Annotated in this window: 15 protein-coding genes and 1 pseudogene; 3 read left to right on the forward strand and 13 right to left on the reverse strand. The window is 71.7% G+C overall.

Features of this window, described 5'->3' with window-relative positions:
- The first annotated feature begins 21 nt into the window (after nucleotides 1-21).
- Complete coding sequence (locus V6U86_RS09310; RefSeq protein WP_334500769.1) at nucleotides 22-3720, forward strand: discoidin domain-containing protein; 3699 nt, start codon at nucleotides 22-24, stop codon at nucleotides 3718-3720.
- Between the two features lies 1 nt (nucleotide 3721).
- Here the strand turns inward: V6U86_RS09310 and V6U86_RS09315 are convergent, their stop codons facing one another.
- Entirely contained in the window at nucleotides 3722-4522 is an 801-nt protein-coding gene (locus V6U86_RS09315) for a crotonase/enoyl-CoA hydratase family protein (RefSeq protein ID WP_334500771.1), read from the reverse strand.
- Nucleotides 4523-4707: 185 nt separating this feature from the next.
- On the opposite strand from V6U86_RS09315, the gene V6U86_RS09320 reads away from it, so the two are divergent.
- On the forward strand, nucleotides 4708-5562 hold the full coding sequence (locus V6U86_RS09320; protein WP_334500773.1) for a DUF2231 domain-containing protein: 855 nt from the start codon (nucleotides 4708-4710) through the stop codon (nucleotides 5560-5562).
- 636 nt (nucleotides 5563-6198) lie between these two features.
- On the opposite strand, the pseudogene V6U86_RS09325 reads toward V6U86_RS09320, so the two are convergent.
- The 12 genes and pseudogenes from V6U86_RS09325 to V6U86_RS09380 all read right to left on the reverse strand — a co-directional run.
- Nucleotides 6199-7266: pseudogene (locus V6U86_RS09325) on the reverse strand (LysM peptidoglycan-binding domain-containing protein); the annotation flags it as partial.
- Between the two features lie 14 nt (nucleotides 7267-7280).
- Nucleotides 7281-7730: a pilus assembly protein TadG-related protein gene (locus V6U86_RS09330; RefSeq protein ID WP_334500775.1), complete on the reverse strand. Its 450-nt coding sequence runs from the start codon at nucleotides 7728-7730 to the stop codon at nucleotides 7281-7283.
- Entirely contained in the window at nucleotides 7727-8194 is a 468-nt protein-coding gene (locus V6U86_RS09335) for a TadE/TadG family type IV pilus assembly protein (protein WP_334500777.1), read from the reverse strand. The genes V6U86_RS09330 and V6U86_RS09335 overlap by 4 nt, the downstream gene beginning before the upstream one ends.
- On the reverse strand, nucleotides 8191-8634 hold the full coding sequence (locus tag V6U86_RS09340; RefSeq protein ID WP_442934903.1) for a TadE/TadG family type IV pilus assembly protein: 444 nt from the start codon (nucleotides 8632-8634) through the stop codon (nucleotides 8191-8193). Before V6U86_RS09340 ends, V6U86_RS09335 begins: the two co-directional genes overlap by 4 nt.
- Nucleotides 8635-8639: 5 nt before the next feature.
- Complete coding sequence (locus V6U86_RS09345; RefSeq protein ID WP_334500781.1) at nucleotides 8640-8843, reverse strand: hypothetical protein; 204 nt, start codon at nucleotides 8841-8843, stop codon at nucleotides 8640-8642.
- Between the two features lie 18 nt (nucleotides 8844-8861).
- Nucleotides 8862-9731: a type II secretion system F family protein gene (locus tag V6U86_RS09350; protein ID WP_334500853.1), complete on the reverse strand. Its 870-nt coding sequence runs from the start codon at nucleotides 9729-9731 to the stop codon at nucleotides 8862-8864.
- Between the two features lie 58 nt (nucleotides 9732-9789).
- Nucleotides 9790-10737 carry a type II secretion system F family protein gene (locus V6U86_RS09355; RefSeq protein ID WP_334500856.1) on the reverse strand — a complete coding sequence of 316 codons (948 nt, stop codon included), beginning with the start codon at nucleotides 10735-10737 and terminating at the stop codon, nucleotides 9790-9792.
- Nucleotides 10692-12239 (reverse strand): CpaF family protein, encoded by a 1548-nt coding sequence (locus tag V6U86_RS09360; RefSeq protein WP_334500784.1) that lies wholly within the window; start codon nucleotides 12237-12239, stop codon nucleotides 10692-10694. The genes V6U86_RS09355 and V6U86_RS09360 overlap by 46 nt, the downstream gene beginning before the upstream one ends.
- Entirely contained in the window at nucleotides 12229-13029 is an 801-nt protein-coding gene (locus V6U86_RS09365; protein WP_334500786.1) for a ParA family protein, read from the reverse strand. Before V6U86_RS09365 ends, V6U86_RS09360 begins: the two co-directional genes overlap by 11 nt.
- Nucleotides 13030-13031: 2 nt before the next feature.
- A complete protein-coding gene (locus V6U86_RS09370; protein ID WP_334500789.1) occupies nucleotides 13032-13694 on the reverse strand; it encodes an SAF domain-containing protein in 663 nt (220 codons plus the stop codon).
- Complete coding sequence (locus V6U86_RS09375; protein WP_334500791.1) at nucleotides 13691-14617, reverse strand: hypothetical protein; 927 nt, start codon at nucleotides 14615-14617, stop codon at nucleotides 13691-13693. The genes V6U86_RS09370 and V6U86_RS09375 overlap by 4 nt, the downstream gene beginning before the upstream one ends.
- A complete protein-coding gene (locus V6U86_RS09380) occupies nucleotides 14611-15177 on the reverse strand; it encodes a hypothetical protein (RefSeq protein WP_334500793.1) in 567 nt (188 codons plus the stop codon). Before V6U86_RS09380 ends, V6U86_RS09375 begins: the two co-directional genes overlap by 7 nt.
- A 615-nt stretch (nucleotides 15178-15792) precedes the next feature.
- On the opposite strand from V6U86_RS09380, the gene V6U86_RS09385 reads away from it, so the two are divergent.
- Nucleotides 15793-16470 carry a prepilin peptidase gene (locus tag V6U86_RS09385; RefSeq protein WP_334500858.1) on the forward strand — a complete coding sequence of 226 codons (678 nt, stop codon included), beginning with the start codon at nucleotides 15793-15795 and terminating at the stop codon, nucleotides 16468-16470.
- The last annotated feature ends 246 nt before the right edge of the window (nucleotides 16471-16716 follow it).

The raw sequence follows: 16716 nt of genomic DNA on the forward strand, positions 1-16716 counted from the left end.
CGAAAGAGGTGTAGCGACCCCATGTCCAGGACCGGCACCAGACGAGGCACGCCGCCAACCGGCGCGCCCAGCACCGTCCCCCGCACCGCCCGCACGCGCCGTCGGATGCTCGCCGGCGCACTCGCCGGGATGCTCCTCGCCACCGCCCCGGTCGTCACCCCCACGGCCAGCGCGGCACCGAAGGCCGACCCGGTCGTCGCCGCCGCACGCGTGGCCATGCTCGCCGGGCTCTCCGCCACCATGACCGCCAGCAGCTACAACCAGAACTACGTGGCGGGTAACGCCAACGACGGCAACGCGTCGACCTACTGGGAGAGCGCCAACAACGCGTTCCCGCAGTGGATCCAGGCGGACCTGGGCGCCACGGTCAGCGTGGACCGGGTGGTGCTGAAGCTGCCGCCCTCGTCGGACTGGCAGACCCGTACGCAGACGCTCTCGGTGCTCGGGTCGACCAACGGCTCGTCCTTCACCACCCTGAAGGCGTCCGCCGGCTACACCTTCAACCCGAGTAGCGGCAACACCGCGACGGTCAGCTTCACCGCCGCCAGCACCCGCTACGTACGCGTGCAGGTCACCGCCAACACCGGCTGGCCGGCCGCGCAGTTCTCCGAGGTCGAGGTGTACGGCGACACCGGCAGCACCGACACCCAGGCACCCAGCGTGCCGGGCAACCTGGCCTACACCCAGCCGGCCAGCGGGCAGATCCGGCTCACCTGGTCGGCGTCCACCGACAACGTCGGGGTGACCGGCTACGACGTCTACGCCAACGGCGCGCTGCGCGGCAGCGTCAACGGCTCGACGCTCACCTACACCGACAGCCAGGCGGACAGCGCCACGGTGTCGTACCACGTCCGGGCGAAGGACGCGGCCGGCAACCAGTCGGCGAACAGCAACACCGTGACCCGGACCGGCACCGGCAACCCGCCCACCGGGAGCAACCTGGCGATCGGTAAGCCGATCAGCGCCTCCGGGTTCGTGCACACGTTCGTGGCCACCAACGCCAACGACAACAACACGGCCACCTACTGGGAGGGCAACGGCAACCCGAGCACGCTGACCGTGCAGCTCGGCGCGAACGCCAGCCTCAGCCAGGTCGTCCTGAAGCTCAACCCGGATTCGGTGTGGGGCACGCGTACCCAGAACATCACTGTGCTCGGCCGGGACCAGGGCTCGTCGAGCTTCACCACCCTGGTCGGCGCGGCGAACTACACCTTCAATCCGGGCAGCGGCAACACGGTGACCATCCCGGTCTCCGGCGCGGCGGCCGACGTCCGGCTCTCGATCGCCTCGAACACCGGTGCCCCGGCCGGGCAGGTTGCCGAGTTCCAGGTCTTCGGCACTCCGGCGCCGAACCCGGACCTGACCGTGACCGGCATGTCGTTCAGCCCGTCCGCGCCCGTGGAGACCAGCACCATCACGCTCTCCGCGACCGTGCGTAACGCGGGCTCGGCGGCTTCCGGCGCGACGAACGTCAACTTCTACCTGGGCGCCACCCGGGTCGGCACGGCGTCGGTCGGTGGCCTCGCGGCCGGGGCGTCGACCACGGTCAGCGCCAGCATCGGCACCCGCGACTCGGGCAGCTACCCGCTCAGCGCGAAGGTCGACGAGTCGAACACCGTCGTCGAGTCCGACGACACCAACAACAGCTACACCAACCCCAGCCCGCTGGTGGTCGGCGCGGTGGCCAGCTCCGACCTGATCGCCTCCGCGGTCGACTGGTCACCGGGCAACCCGCCGCCGGGCAGCACCGTCACCTTCTCGGTGTCGATCCGCAACGCCGGCAACCAGGCGTCCGCGTCCGGCGCGCACGGCATCACGCTGACCGTGCTCAACGAATCCGGCACCGTGGTCCGTACGTTGACCGGCTCGTACTCCGGGGTGATCAACGCGGGTACGACGGTCGGCCCGGTCAACCTGGGCACCTGGACCGCCGCGAACGGCAAGTACACAGTCCGGGTGGTGCTCGCCGTGGACGGCAACGAGCTGCCGGTCAAGCAGACCAACAACACCACCGACCGCCCGCTCTTCGTGGGGCGCGGCGCCAACCTCGGTTACGACATGTACGAGGCCGAGGACGGCACCACCGGCGGCGGCGCCGGGCAGGTCGGGCCGAACCGGGACATCGGCAACCTCGGCGGTGAGGCGTCCGGACGTCGGGCGGTGACCCTGAACAGCACCGGCGCGTACGTCGAGTGGACCACCCGGGCGGCGACCAACACCCTGGTCACCCGCTTCTCCATCCCCGACTCGGCGGGCGGCGGGGGCATCGACTCGACGCTGAACATCTACGTCAACGGCACCCTGCACAAGCCGATCAACCTGACCTCCAAGCACATCTGGTTGTACGGCTCGGAGGCCAGCCCGAGCGACTCGCCGAGCGCCGGCCCACCTCGCCACCTGTACGACGAGGCGAACGTGATGCTGAACTCGACAATCCCGGCCGGCAGCACGATCCGTCTGCAGAAGGACCCGGCCAACACCACCACGTACGCGATCGACTTCATCAACCTGGAGCTGGTCGCACCGCGAGCCAACCCGGACCCGGCCCGTTACCGGGTGCCGTCCGGTTTCAGCCACCAGGACGTCCAGAACGCGTTGGACGCGGTCCGGATGGACACCACCGGCAACCTGATCGGCGTCTACCTGCCGGCCGGCACCTACGAGACCGCGCAGAAGCTCCAGGTGTACGGCAAGCCGATAAGCGTGGTCGGCGCGGGCATGTGGTACACCCGCTTCCAGACGCCGACCGGCCAGCAGAACACCGACGCGGGCTTCCGGGTGGAGTCCTCGGCCAGCGGGTCGTCCTTCTCGCACCTGGCCTTCTTCGGCAACTACACCAACCGGATCGACGGTCCGGGCAAGGTCTGGGGTGAGCTGAAGGACGTCGACAACATGACCCTGGACAGCGTCTGGGTCGAGCACACCGTCTGCGCGTACTGGGGTGTGAGCGTCAGCGGGTTGACCATCCGCAACAGCCGCTTCCGCAACACCTTCGCCGACGGGGTGAACCTGACCAACGGCAGCACCAACAACCTGATCACCAACACCGAGGGGCGGTCGAACGGCGACGACGCGTTCGCCCTCTTCTCGGCCACCGACCAGGGCGCGTCGACCGGCAACAACGGCAACGTGTTCGAGAATCTCTCGGCCACGTTGACCTGGCGGGCGGCCGGGTTGGCGGTCTACGGCGGCTACAACAACATCTTCCGCAACCTGTACATCGCGGACATGTTGACGTACTCGGGTATCACCATCAGCTCACTGGACTTCGGTTACCCGTTCATCGGGTTCGGGGCCAGCCCGCCGACCCAGTTCCAGAACATCTCGCTGATCAGAGCGGGCGGGCACTTCTGGGGCTCCCAGACCTTCCCGGCGATCTGGGTCTTCTCCGCCTCGAAGGAGTTCCGGGGCATCCGGGTGTCCGACGTGGACATCGTCGACCCGACGTACACCGGGATCATGTTCCAGACCAAGTACAACGGGTCGCAGCCGGAGAACCCGATCACCGACACGGTGTTCACCAACATCTCGATCAGCGGCGTCCGCAAGAGCGGTGACGCGTACGACGCGAAGTCCGGCTACGCGATCTGGGCCAACGAGATGCCGGAACCTGGTCAGGGTCCGGCGGTCGGCTCGGTCACCTTCAACAACCTGCGGTTGACCAACAACTACCAGGACATCCGCAACACCACGACAACCTTCACCATCAACCGCAACTGAGCTAGCCGGAGGCCGACGCCGTCGGGGGAGGTGACTCTCCCGGCGGCGTCGCGCCGTGTCGGCCCTCGCCCGCAGCGAACCGGGCCGCGCCGGCCGCCGCGTCCGCAGCCAGCGAATCCATCCCGTACGCCAACTCGGTCGCCAGCGCCTCCGGCTCTTCCCGCCCCGCACCGGCCAGCAGCGCCGCCCGGTCGTTGCGCAGGCAGGTCTGCGGGTGCCGGGCGATCGCCGCCGCCAACTCCTCGGCCGCGGCCCGCGCCTGGCCGGGCGGCACCAACCGATTGACCAACCCCATCGTGTACGCCTCCTCGGCCGGCACCGGGCGGCCGGTGAGGATCAGGTCCATGGCCCGACTTTCGCCGATCAACCGGGGCAGCCGGACGGTGCCGCCGTCGATCAACGGCACTCCCCAGCGGCGGCAGAACACCCCGAGTGTCGCGTCGGACTCGGCGACCCGCAGGTCACACCAGAGCGCCAGTTCGAGCCCGCCCGCCACCGCGTACCCGGAGATCGCCGCGATCACCGGTTTGCTGAGCGTCATCCGGGTCGGACCCATCGGGCCGTCCCCCTCCGGCTCGACCCGGTTGCCGCTCGGCGTACCGATCGCCTTGAGGTCGGCGCCGGCGCAGAACGTGCCACCGGCGCCCCAGAGCACGGCCACCGACGCGTCCGGATCGGCCTCGAAGGCCCGAAAGGCGTCCGCCAGTGCCCGCGCCGTCGGCCCGTCGACGGCGTTGCGAGCCGTTGGCCGATCCAGCACCACGGTGCTGACCGCCCCGCGCCGCTCCACCCGCACACCCATCCCGCCAGCATGCCCGCCCCGCCCCACCCCCACAATCCCCGTCGATCTTGCACTTCTGGTTGGTGTTATGCGCCTTATGCCCTGGAACGGTGGGGCACGAAGTGCAAGATCGGCGGCGTGGGCGGTGCGGCAGGTTTGTCGTCGCTGGTCGGTTTGCGACGGCGATCGCCGGGAAGTCGGTACTCGTGCGAGCACTTTTGACGAAAGTTGAGCAGGACTCCCGGCTGGACGGCGCGGGTGACCGGTTGCAGAAGGTCGTCCTGGGGACGCTGCGTCCGCGCCGGCTGCGCGATCTGCTGCACGGGGTGACCCTCGGGCATCCACTGCACCCGGCGATGGTGCAGGTTCCGGTCGGCGCGTGGATGAGCGCCGCCGTGCTGGACCTCATGCGCGGGCAGCGCCGTCCCGCCACCCTGCTGATCGGTCTGGGCACCGTGAGCGCGCTGCCAGCGGCGGTCGCCGGCCTGAACGACTGGGCGGCCCTCTCCCGGGACCAGCGCCGGGTCGGCCTGGTGCACGCCGCCGCCAACACCGTCGGCGTGGCGATCTACGCCGGCTCGCTGGCCGCACGGCTGTCCGGCCGCCACGGGATGGGCCGCGCTCTCGGCTTCCTCGGGCTTTCCGCAGTGAGCCTCGGGGCGTACATCGGGGGTCACCTCGCGTACAAGCAGGGGGCGCAGGTCAACCAGAGCGTCTCCGAGCTGCACCGGATGACCGACGGCTGGCACTCGCTGGCCGACATGGCGACGTTGCCGCAACGCACCCTCATCACCCGAGAGGTGGACGACAACATCTCGGTGATCCTCTACCGGCACGGTGAAGAGGTGACGGTGATGCTGGAGCGCTGCCCGCACCAGAGTGGGCCGCTCGGCGAGGGCGAGGTGCAGGAGATCGACGGCCACGCCTGCGTGGTGTGCCCGTGGCACGGCAGCGCGTTCCGGCTCAACGGCGGCGAGGTCGTGCAGGGGCCCTCCGGCAATGACCAGCAGGTCCTGCCCACCCGGATCCAGAACGGCGTGCTACAGACCCGCCTGCCCTGAGCGGCAGCCGCTGTCGCCTCAGCTGCGTCGGTGGCGGCCGACCGGGGGGCCGTCCGGCACGGAGTCCAGGCCGTGCTCACCGTTGTTGAACAGTCCGCCTTCGCCATCGGCGGCCCAGCCGTCGTCACCACTCCAGCCGCCGGGGCGGGTGGTCGCCCTTGCGCCGCCGGGGGGTGCCGTGCCGCCGGAGAGCGCCATCCCGCTGCCCGGGAACGCCGTGCTGCCGGGGTAGGCCATTCCGCTTCCGGCCGGTGCCACTGGGCTTCCAGCGGGCGTCATCCCACCGCCAGGTGCGGCGAACCCGCTACCGGCGGGTGTCATCCCACCGCCAGGTGCGGCGAACCCGCTACCGGCGGGTGTCACCCCACCGCCAGTCGGCGCGACGCCACTGCCGGTAGGTGTTGCTCCACCACCGCGAGGTGCGACGTCGTTCCCGCTCGGTCCCGCGTCGCTGTTCGGCGTCGCGGGGGCCTCGATGGCCGCCGCGGCCCGGCTGGCAGCCCAGGCGGCCCCGCTGCCGGCCGCCCCGCCGCTGGTCCGCCGGCCCGCGCCGCCGCCGCTGCCGCTCCGGCTCGCGCTGCTGCTCCGGCCGGCGGCACCGCTGCTGCTTCTTCCCGCGCCGCGTCGGGGCGTGCGGGAGGGCGCGGCCAGCCGGGGAGCGCCGCCTGCGGTGGCCGGGCGGCGGCGCAGCCCCAGGACCGCGCCGATCTGGGCCCCGACGATGCTCGCCACGGCCAGTACGGCGGAGACCGCCAGCGGTCGGTTCACCCGGTCGGCGGCACCGGCGCGGGCCGCACCGACCGTCATCGCGGGTGGCTGGACGGCTGACTCCGTACCGCTGGGTGGTGCCGGGGCCACCCGCGGCGGCGCGGACTGCTCGGGCACCGGCCGGGGCGCGGGCGGCTTCGACGCCGTGGGCCGGTCGACGAGCCGGCCGGTCGCGTGCTGCCGGGCCCCCTGGTCGTCGGCCTCGGTCGGCAGCCGGAGGAGTTGGCCGGGGCGTATCCGGTCCGGGTCGTCGAGCTTGTTCAGCTTGGCGATCTGTCGGTAGTCGCCGAACTCGTCCAGGTACCGCTCGGCCACCTCCCCGAGGTAGTCGCCCCGCGCCACCCGGTACACCGGCGCGGCCTCGTCGTTCGCCGCCGAGCCACCGGGTGCGGCGAGCCCTGCCCCGGCCATGCCGAGCAACCCACCCTGGGCCACCGGCGCGGCCGTGTCCGGTGTCATCGCGGCGCGGGTCGGCGCGGCCAGCGTGGTGACGGCCGGTGCGCCCGGATTCGCGTACGCCGGAGTTCCGTAGACCGCGGCGGCGCTGGCGGCGGCCGGGCTGGCGACCAGGATCAGCGCGACCGAGCCGAGCAGCGCGGCGGCGGCCTTCTGCTGGCGGCCCATTCCGGGCAGCTTCGGCGCCGGCCGACGCAGGGTCTGTGCGCCCACCTCGACGAGGACGCTGAAGGCGAACGTGGCCCAGCCGAACCAGCCGGCAACAGCCAGCGCCCGCAGGAAGAGCTGACCGTCGTCCCGGCTGGTCAGCGCGGTGCCCACCTCGCTGATCGTGGGGAGGTGGTCGGGCAGGGGGTTACCGGCGAAGGCGAGCAACGCGATCGGCGCGCCGACCAGCAGCACCAGGAGCACGGCCAGCGCGCCGATGCCGGTGAGGATCCGTCCGGTCCGCCGTACGACGGACCCACCCGATACGGGCATGGCTGCCTTCCTTCCTACGGTGCTGCGGTGATGGCACGCGCGGTCGCCTCGCCGGTGACGGTGACCGACTTGTCCTGGACGAACGGTCCGAGCATCGAGCGGTGGTAGGTGATGGAGACGGTCACCCGGATCAGGGTTTCCCCGTCGACCTCGGGGAAGCTCACGGTGTGGCCGGCGGCGCCCACGGACTTCAGATAGGCGGCGACCGCCACACGCGCCTGCGGCTGGTCGATCCGTTTCGGTCCGCCCTCGATGGCGGTGGCCCGGTCGATGGCCTGACCGCCGGCCCGAGCCGCCTCGGCGGCCAGGTTCTGGGCCCGTTGCAGGGTGCGGAGCTGCCCGGCGCCGTCGAACGAGAGGCCGATGATGGCCAGTACGCCGACCATCGTCACCGCGAGGAAGATGCTCACCCGGCCGTGGTCACCTGCCGGCGAGGACCTGACCGCCGACGTGTTGGCCGTCATTGTCGACTCCGGTAACGGTCAAGTGGAGAGGTGAACTGCCCGGTGACCAGCTCTCCGCCCTTCATGCCGGGCAGGATGTCCAGGGTGATGTCCTTGAAGGACACCAGGCAGCTGATCGTCACCGTCACCGAGGCGTCCGTACCGGCCGTGCTGTTGAAGGCGCCGTCGAAGGTGGATGACTTGCCATCCTTCCAGCCGGCGAACGTGGGCTCCAGGTCGTTGGCGCAGGCCAGGCCGTGCCAGTCCAGCTGCTTCTGGGCCGCCTCCAGCGCCTTTTGCCGGGCGGTGGCGGAATCCCGGGAGATCGAGGCCGCCCGGGCGGCGTCGTGCGCGGCCGCGTCGAGCGCCTCCGCCGCCACCGCGTTGCGCCCGACCACACCGGCGAGCACCATCAGCGCGATGAACGCGGGCGCGAGCACCGCCACCTCGATGGAGACCGAGCCCCGCTCGATGCTGCCGGTCATGGCGTCGTCACCCTCTCCACCGTCCCGTGGGCGGTCTGCTGTATGGCGAAGTCCACGCCCGGCACCACGGACAGGGACCGGCCACTCACCGTGCAGGTCACCTCGGTCGGGGTGGTCTCGCAGGTCACGCCGGATTTGTCCCAGCCCACCAGCCAGCCGCCGGCGGCCTTGAGGAAACGGGACGCGCTCTCCACCCCCGCACCCTTCTCCGCCTGGTACGTCCGCTGTGCGTTGACGCCACTCTGCGCGGCGTTCAACGCGGTCGACCGGGCGAGGAAGACCGCCGCGATCTGGATCGAGGCGAAGAGCAGCACCAGGATCAGCGGCATCATCACGGCAAGCTCCACCGGGTTGGCACCCCGCTCGCTGTCGCCGGCCGCGAGGCGGCGCCGGGCGGCGGTTGCCACCCGGTGCCACCTCGTGAGCACGGCTCGGCGCATCCCGGCTACTTCGGGTCGGTGTGGTCCGGGATGCCGTTCATCCAGTTGTTGGCCTTGGCCAGGGCCAGGGTGGTGACGGCCATGGCGACCACGACCAGGCCGGCGATGATCACCGCGGTGGGCACCGGGCTGTCGCCGCGCTCGCCGTCGCGGCGCAGCTCGGCCAGGCGCGTCGTCAGCACGACGTGCAGGTAGCTGAGGATGGACATCGCGTTCTCCTTCGGGGGTCAGACACGGGCGACGAACGGATAGAGGACGAACCCGAGCAACACGAAGACGAGCAGCGCGCCCGGGATGTCGAGCTTGCTGGTCACCGCCTCGGCGCGAGCGAGGTTGTCGGTACGGATCTGGTCGCGTAGCGAGTCGGCCCGGCTGCGCAGGGTCTCGTGCACCTGCGCGCCCTCGCTGCCGGAGGAGCGCATGATCGCGCCAACGTCACCCAGCTCGGGGATACCGATTTTGTCGGCGAGGTCGCGCAGCTCGTCCCAGGGCGCGTGCATCTGCATCTGGGCGATCCGCAGCGACTCCTGGAGCCGGTCGAACACCCAGCCGTCGCAGACCGCCGCGGCCCGTTCCAGCGACTGCACCGGCCCGTGTGCCGCGGAGAGCTGCAACGCCACCAGGTCGAGATAGGTGCAGACCGCCTGGCGGAACTCGTCGCGGGCGGCGTCGGCCTTGGTCAGCACGGCCCGGTGCGCCAACAGCCCGGCCAGCAGCGCCAGTCCGAGGCTGCCGAGCACCGGTACGACGAACGGGAACGGGATGCCGAGCACCCACAGCGCCACCCCGAGCAGGGTCGGCGTGGCCAGCCCGAACAGCGTCGAGAGCAGCACCGACAGCGTGTACTGCTCGGAGGTCTGACCGATCAGGGCCAACTGCTGGTGCGGTGGGCGCAGCCATCGGGACAACCCGGTCAGCCAGTCGAGTCGCCGGGACGCGGGCGCGGCGAGTCGGCCGGTGCCCGGTGGCTGATGCAGCCGGCGCAGCGCCGGGCCCAGCGCCGGAGTCGCCGGCACCAACTCCCGGATCACCAGGAACACCCCGAACCCGATCCCGGCGCCACCGCAGACCGCGACGGCCAACTGCCAGTTCACGATCACGGGAGCCGCCTTTCGTTCGCGACTGTGGGGCTCCGCTGCGCTGCACTCCTCGCGCTCACGCGATCACCTCGCTCGGGTCGGGCACCGGCAGGAACCGGGCCGGCCGTTGCGGCTGGCTCATCGACCGCACCCAGGCCAGCAGGCCGATGAAGGCGGCGCCGAGGGCGGCCATCACCAGCTGACCCACCGGCGTGCCGTACGGCTTGATGTACTCGGTGTTGACCAGCCCGTACGCCAGGGTCGCCAGGGTCATCCCGGTGAGGAAGCGGACCGCGAACCGGGGCTGGGTGCGCTTGGCCTCGATCTCCCGACGGGTCGCCACCTCCGAGGACGCCGCGCCGGCGATCGACCCGAGCACGTCACCCAGCCGCTCACCCCGGTCCGACAGGTGCAGGATCAGCGCCGCGACCACCTGGTCGCAGACCGGGTCGGCGATCTCGTCGGCGAACGCCAGCAGCGCGGAGCGGGCCAGCCAGCCGGCCTGGAGACGGGCGGCGAGCAGCCGTACCTCGTCCTCGATGCCGGGTGGCACGCTGCCGATCGTGCTGATGATCGCCTGCTGGAGGCCCTGCCCGGTGCCGGAGACGTCCTTGAGTCGGCGGGTCCACTCGCCGACCGCCTCGATCCGGGAGATCGCCCGCTGCTCGGCCTTGCCCACCCCGAACAGCCACGGGGTGCCGGGCACCGCCACCGCCACCAGCAGACCCACCACCGGCAACCCGGTCAACAGGAACGCAAGCGCGCCGGCGACCAGCGCGGCGACCAGCAGTGCCTGGTAGGCCCGCTGCTCGGCCGGGGTGCTGCCGGGCCCGCGCCACAGTCGGCTCAGCCCCGGCCCACCGCCCGGGGGCGGCCCGGGGGGCCGGCGGGTGCCGATCAGCGCGACCACGGCCAGCAGCAGCCCGGCCACGCAGGCGGCCCCGGAGACCACCGCGATCATTTCCAGGCTGCCAAGCATCAGGTCACCCGCCGGGCCAGTCGGGTCTGCCGGGGCCGCCGCCAGGCACCGGCGCCGGCCTCGACCCACCGGGTCAGCAGCCGCGCGTCGTAACCCACCCGCAGCAACTGATCGCGGACCCGCTCCGGCAGGTGCCGGGGGACCGCACGACCGTCCGGGCCGGGCCCGAAGACCGTGGTGGTGGTGATCCGACCAGCATCGCCGGCCCCGATCACCTCCTCCACATGCGAGACGAACCGGTGTTTGCGCCCACCGATCGCGGTCTCGTCCTCGATGGTGACGTAGACGATCAGGTCGAGGGCGTTGCCGGCCATCCGGCGGGCCTGGTCGACGGTCATCTCCCGGCCGTGCGCCAACGCCAGCTCGACGATCCGTTCACTCACACCGGCGGCGGTACGGGCGTGGATGGTGCACATCGACCCTCGGCTGGTGGTCATCGCCTGGAGCATCGGCACGATCTCCCGGGACCGCACCTCGCCCACGATGATCCGCAGGACGCCCATCCGCAGCGACAGCGGGATCAGGTCGGCGATGGTCACCTCACCGGCCGGGCGGCCATCGAAGCCGCGCTCGCCGTGCCCCTCCCGGGCCTCGAAGCTCATCACCGCCCGGTGCCGCTGCAGGCGGCGGGCCGGGAGCAGCTCCCGACTCTCCTCCAGCAGCACGTACGGCTCGTCGGGCGGGATCTCGTTCATCAGCGCCCGGATGACAGTGGTCTTTCCGGCACCGGCCAACCCGGCGACCATGATGTTGAGACCGGCGCGCATGGCCGCGCGGAGGAAGTCGCGCAGCAGCGGGTCGATCATCTCGTCCAGGTCACCTCGGGCGCCCGCGAGGTCGTCGAGGCTCACGTCCAGGGTGTTGTGCTTGCGGATCACCGCGTACGGGCGGTGGCTGACCAGGAACACCGCGGCCAGCCGGCTGCCGTCGGGCAGTTGCAGGTCGAGGGTCGGCTTCACCGTGGAGAGGGACCGCTCGGTCGCACCCGCCCGCCGGGCCGCCGCCTGGAGGATCTCCACCAGTTCGGCGTCGCTGTCGGCGATCGGCTCGGCCCAGTCCACCCCACCGCCGTGCCGGGTGATGCGTACCTGGTCGCAGCCGAGGATGTGCACCTCCTCGATGGTGTCGTCGACCAGCAGGGTCTGTAGCCGGCCGAGCCCGACCAACTCGGCGGTCACCTGGTCGAGCAGCAGGCGTTCCTCGCTGGCGGCCATCGGCGTGCCGGCCCGGCGCACCGAGTCCGCGTACGCGGCGACCACCGTGACGGCGAGGCGGGCCCGCTCGGTGTCCTCCTCGTCGATCGTGAACTCCCGGCCGCGCTGCCAGAGGGTGAGCCGTTCGGTGAGTTCCCGGCGCAGCTCCCGGACCACCTGGAAGTCCATCCGGGGCCGGGGCGGCAGCTCCGGCGGCGGGGTGAGCGCGGGCATCGGCTGCGGCTGTGGCCCGGACTGGTGGTGCCGGCCGTTCGGCACGGCCAGGGGTGGCGCGGTGGAGGTCACGTCCGGTGGCTGTTGGCGCGGGTCGGTGGAGACCGGCTCAAACCGCATCCGGCACCCCCTGCTGCACGGGCCACGCCAACCGGGCCCGTCGTCGCTCCAGGAGCGCCCCGATCGGGACCTCCAGCGCGGCCGCCGCGCGCATCAGCGGCCGACCGGCCCGCACTGTGCCGCCCAGGGCGAGCACCCTGGCGGTACGCGGATCGTGCGGCAGCCGTGCGATGACCGGCAGCTTCAGGGCGCGGCTGATCTCGGCCCGGCCGTGCCCGTCGCCGACCAGCAGCAGCCGTAGGGTGCCCGGGGGCACCCGGTGCTCGGCGAAGTCCCGTTCGATCGTGGTGACCACCGCGCGGGCCCCGGAGAGGTCCGGCAGGTGCGCCCGGGTCACCAACAGCACCACCGAGGCGGCCCGCAGCACCGGCCACGGCGGCCCGGTCACGTGCAGCCGGCCACAGTCGACGAGGACGTCGTAGCCGGGTGTGCCGCGGTCGAGGGCGTCGAAGTAGTCGGCGAAGCGCTGCCAGAGCGGGGTGACGCTGCCGCCCTGGGCCGGGTCGACGATGCCGGGCAGCAGCAGCCGTTCCCGGCGGGGCGCATCCAGGTCGACCAGCTGCGACCAGAACTCGGATTCCAGGTTGCCGTCGCGCAGCTCCCCGACGGCCAACTCTCCGATGCCGCGTGGGCCGTCCAGTTGGCCGCCGAGGTATCCGGCGAGGATCGAGCCGCCGGCCGGGTCACATTCGGCGATCACCAGCCGCCGGTGCCAGGCCAGCGCGCAGGCCAGCGCCGAGGTCGTGACGCCGGGCGAACCCTTCGCGGACACCAACGCGATGATCGCCATGCTCAGGCCGCCTCGGTCAGCACGACGGCGAGCCGTTCCTGTGCGGCGAGCGCCACCACGGCGGGCACGTCACGGGTGGGTAGCGCCAGATACACGACCCTGTCGTCGTTGCCCGGGCTGACCATGTCGATGACGGTGGCCGCGAACCGGGTGCCGGCGGCGGTGGCCGTGTCTGAGTTGGTGCTCTTGTCCGGAGTGCTGACCAGCAGGACCTTGTCGCCGGGGTGCAGTTCGCGGGCCGGCACCTGGGCGGTCTTCAGACCGAGCGCGATCTGCTGCTGGCCGGGGCCGAGCAGCGGTTCGTCGGTGACCTGTCCCAGGGTGAGCAGCGTGCCCGGCAGCAGCGCGACCGCGGCCCGTTTGCCGACCACCTCGTCGAGCCGTCCGGCGGGCACCGGGCGCAACCCCTGGCCGCCGGCGACCTGCACGGTGACCAGGTCCGCTGCGCTGATCTCGCGGCCCACCTCCACCGGCCGGGCCACCGCCAGATAGCTGCCGGTCGCCCGTACCGAGGTGACAGCGAACGCCGCGCCCAGCCCGCCCAGGGCGATCAGGAGGACGGCGAGACCGAGCAGCCCGGGGCGGACCCGCCGCTGTCGGACCACAGTGGGCGGGTTGACGGGCGCGTCCACGGATCCGATCCCGTTGCGGGTCGCGAGGCTCATCGGGTCACCACCTGGAGTTCGTTGATCTGGATCGGCACCGTGCCGCTGTTTCGGGTCACCGGGATCACCCCGCTCTCGCCGCCGCCGCGCCAGGTCACCGTCCAGTACGTGGTGGCGGTGACCCGGTAGGTGCCGGCCTTCTGGTAGCCCTTGTCGTAGCCGCAGTCCGGGGAGGGTTCGCCCGCCCACTTGCCCGTCGACTCGTACTTGGTGCCTTCATCAGGGCAGGGGACCGTGTCCCCGTTGCCCATGTCCCAGACGATCTGGGTGACCTCGGCCGTGATCTCGACGGTCAGGCCGCGGTCGGTTTCCCTGGCGAATATCGGGCCGAAGTAGCTCGTGTTCTTTTCGGACCACATCCACACCGGCAGGCCGACCAGGCCGGGGCCGACGCGCTTGCGGGGCGCGACGCCCAACGGGGCTGGCAGCAGACTGATCGAGGCCAGGGCGCGGCGGGCCAGTTCCTCCGGGTCGGGCGGCGCGCCGAAGCCGGGCGGCGGATCGGCCCGCGACACCACGTCCTGGGCACCCAGGTCGCCGCCGTTGCAGGTCTGCAGATACCACTGCTCGCCCTCGGGCGGCTCGACCGATCCCTCGGTCAGCTTGTAGTAGCACCCGTCGCCGTTGTTGAACCAGCCCAGGTCCTCGTCGTAGCAGGGGATGGTCCGTCCGTTCCACTGGCAGACACCGCCCCCGCCCCCGCCGCCGTCCCCGCCCCCACCGTCGTCCCCGCCGCCGCCGGGATCACCGGGGTTGCCGGGTTCGTCGTCCCAGACGCTGCAGTCGGGTTGGTCGGGCGGGCAGCCGGCTCCCGGGTCGGCCCGTCGAGCGGCGGTGGCCGGCACTGTCGCGCCGAGCACCAGCAGGAGCGCGAGGCCGATCCCGGCGAGCGCCCGTCGGGTCGTCGCGGACCGGGTCAGCACGGCTGGTCCCGGTGCGTCGCGCCGTAGTTGATCAACCAGCGGCCGTCTGGATACCGGGTCGCGGTGGCGGTGGAGAGGTGCCGGCCGCCGCCGCTGCCCGGAACCGGGCGTTTGTCCTTGGCGTAGACCAGCCGGTAGCCGGTCGTGTCCAGACAGTCCTGGATCTGCACGGTGGCCGGTTTCGCGTCCAGGCTGACGGCGGTGACGGTCGGGTCGGACTTCAACGTCCCGGTACGCATAGCGCCGTGCTCCTTAGCCTCGCGAATGGACACCCGAACCCGAGTCAGCAGCGGATCAGCGAGAAACCGGGAAAGTTCCGGCGCGCGCGGATCACTGCGTTGGCCCGCCTTCCGGGAGGCCGTGAGATAACCGGAGTACGCGTCAAGTGCCGCCTTTTCGGCAGCGTTCCGATCGACGTCGGGATTGATCCGGTGCCCGTCGTCGCGGGCTGCCGTCGGCCGTTCGACCGTTTCCTGTCCATTGGCGCAGGCGGTCACCGGCATCGCCGCCACGACCGCCAGCAGGCAGATTGCCGCTCGTCTGAGCTGCCGTCCGCGCACCGTCGAGCCTCCTCGTGGTCGCCCGAGGCGGTGATGGCCCACCGCCGCCGGGCATGCGGAAGCGCGCCCGGATCAGCACATCCGGAGCCGTTCATTGCGCTTCCGCATTCACCTTTACGGATCTTCTACAAATTGGGGGTCCTGTGTCGTCCGATGGTGAAGGTGAGGCTTGCGTCACACCCAAGGGGCGAGCATAGGCTGACGCTCGACGATGCAACAGAGGCAATTCAAGTGAACACTCTGGGTGATGACAGGTGGTGGTGGCGGGTGTCCACACCGCGCCCGTGGCAATGGCCGAGCGAAAGGTCGTTATTGATGGGGCGTCGCCGTGCCGACCGGGATCATCGGACTCGCATCACGGGTCGCGGGAGTGGGACATCGCGGCCTCATCCCGGCATTCGAACGGCGTCGTCGGTCGATCAGCCGGCCGCCTCGCCCAACGGCACGCCCGACTCGGAAGCGGTCCGAAGCACCCTCGCCGGCCCGGGTCGGCAGGTCGCTTTCCGCGCTATCCGCAACACCACAGCGATCGTTCAATCACGATCCGTGATTACCGTCGCGAGGTGGCATCTGGCCGTTTCGACCGTGTTCGCGATCCTTGCGGTCAGCCCGCTGATGCGGTTGGCCGCGCTGCGCCACGCCGTACCCCCGGGCCTGCCCAGCAGGGCCGGCTGCGACGCCTGCGGCGCACCGGTCGGCCTGACCCGGCCCTGGCCGGCGCTGGGCCCGGCGGCCCGGTGTGGTCATTGCCGTGCCCGGGTCGGCTCACCGCCGGGCACCGTCGAGTTGGCCGTGCTCGCGGCGGCGGTGCTGCTGGCGTTCGGCGCTCCGACGGGCGGGGCGTTGCCGGCGTTGATCTGGTGGCTCGGCTGGACGATCCCGGCGATCTTCGTCGACCTGGCCGTGCACCGGTTGCCGGATCGGCTCACCTTGCCCGCAGCGGCCGGGACCTGGCTGCTGCTCGGCGTGGCCGCGCTCGACGCCGACCCGGGGCACTGGCTGCGGGCCGTCCTCGGCGGCACCGGGTTGGCGCTCTTCTTCGCCAGCACCGCGCTGCTGCTCGGCCGGCGCGGCTTCGGCCTGGGCGACGCCAAACTGGCGCTCAGCGTCGGCGCGCTGCTCGGCTGGTACGGCTGGCCGGTGCTGCTGTTCGGGATGCTGCTCACCTTCGGGCTCTCCGCCCTGGTGAGTCTGGGTCTGCTGGTCACCCGCCGAGCCAACTGGAGCAGCCACCTGCCGTTCGGCCCGTTCCTGCTGCTCGGCACAACGGCCGCCCTCCTACTGGCGACCTGACCAACCGCCTCGCCGCCTCGCCGGCCCCCCGCCTCGCCGCCTCCGCCAACCCCTCGCCCCCGGCGGCCCGCCGCCGCCCCAAGATCGCGCTCGATCCAGGATCTAGTGGTCTCGGTCGCCACGGAGGCCACTACAACCAGGATCGAGCGCGATCTTGTCGGCGGGGCGAGCGGCAGCCAGCAGCGGCGGGCGGCGCGGCGGGCGGGCGGGCGGCGCGGCGGGCGGGCGGCGCGGCGAAGTCGGAGG

The organism is Micromonospora sp. CPCC 205558, from assembly GCF_036902955.1.
Lineage (GTDB): Bacteria > Actinomycetota > Actinomycetes > Mycobacteriales > Micromonosporaceae > Micromonospora.

What these genes read in the sequence shown, in the direction of transcription:
- V6U86_RS09330 (WP_334500775.1), bottom strand. Translation starts at nt 7,730, where the DNA reads ATGACGGCCAACACGTCGGCGGTCAGGTCCTCGCCGGCAGGTGACCAC.
- V6U86_RS09360 (WP_334500784.1), bottom strand. Translation starts at nt 12,239, where the DNA reads ATGCGGTTTGAGCCGGTCTCCACCGACCCGCGCCAACAGCCACCGGAC.
- V6U86_RS09310 (WP_334500769.1), top strand. Translation starts at nt 22, where the DNA reads ATGTCCAGGACCGGCACCAGACGAGGCACGCCGCCAACCGGCGCGCCC.
- V6U86_RS09315 (WP_334500771.1), bottom strand. Translation starts at nt 4,522, where the DNA reads ATGGGTGTGCGGGTGGAGCGGCGCGGGGCGGTCAGCACCGTGGTGCTG.
- V6U86_RS09340 (WP_442934903.1), bottom strand. Translation starts at nt 8,634, where the DNA reads ATGCGCCGAGCCGTGCTCACGAGGTGGCACCGGGTGGCAACCGCCGCC.
- V6U86_RS09385 (WP_334500858.1), top strand. Translation starts at nt 15,793, where the DNA reads ATGCGGTTGGCCGCGCTGCGCCACGCCGTACCCCCGGGCCTGCCCAGC.
- V6U86_RS09335 (WP_334500777.1), bottom strand. Translation starts at nt 8,194, where the DNA reads ATGACCGGCAGCATCGAGCGGGGCTCGGTCTCCATCGAGGTGGCGGTG.
- V6U86_RS09365 (WP_334500786.1), bottom strand. Translation starts at nt 13,029, where the DNA reads ATGGCGATCATCGCGTTGGTGTCCGCGAAGGGTTCGCCCGGCGTCACG.
- V6U86_RS09370 (WP_334500789.1), bottom strand. Translation starts at nt 13,694, where the DNA reads ATGAGCCTCGCGACCCGCAACGGGATCGGATCCGTGGACGCGCCCGTC.
- V6U86_RS09345 (WP_334500781.1), bottom strand. Translation starts at nt 8,843, where the DNA reads ATGTCCATCCTCAGCTACCTGCACGTCGTGCTGACGACGCGCCTGGCC.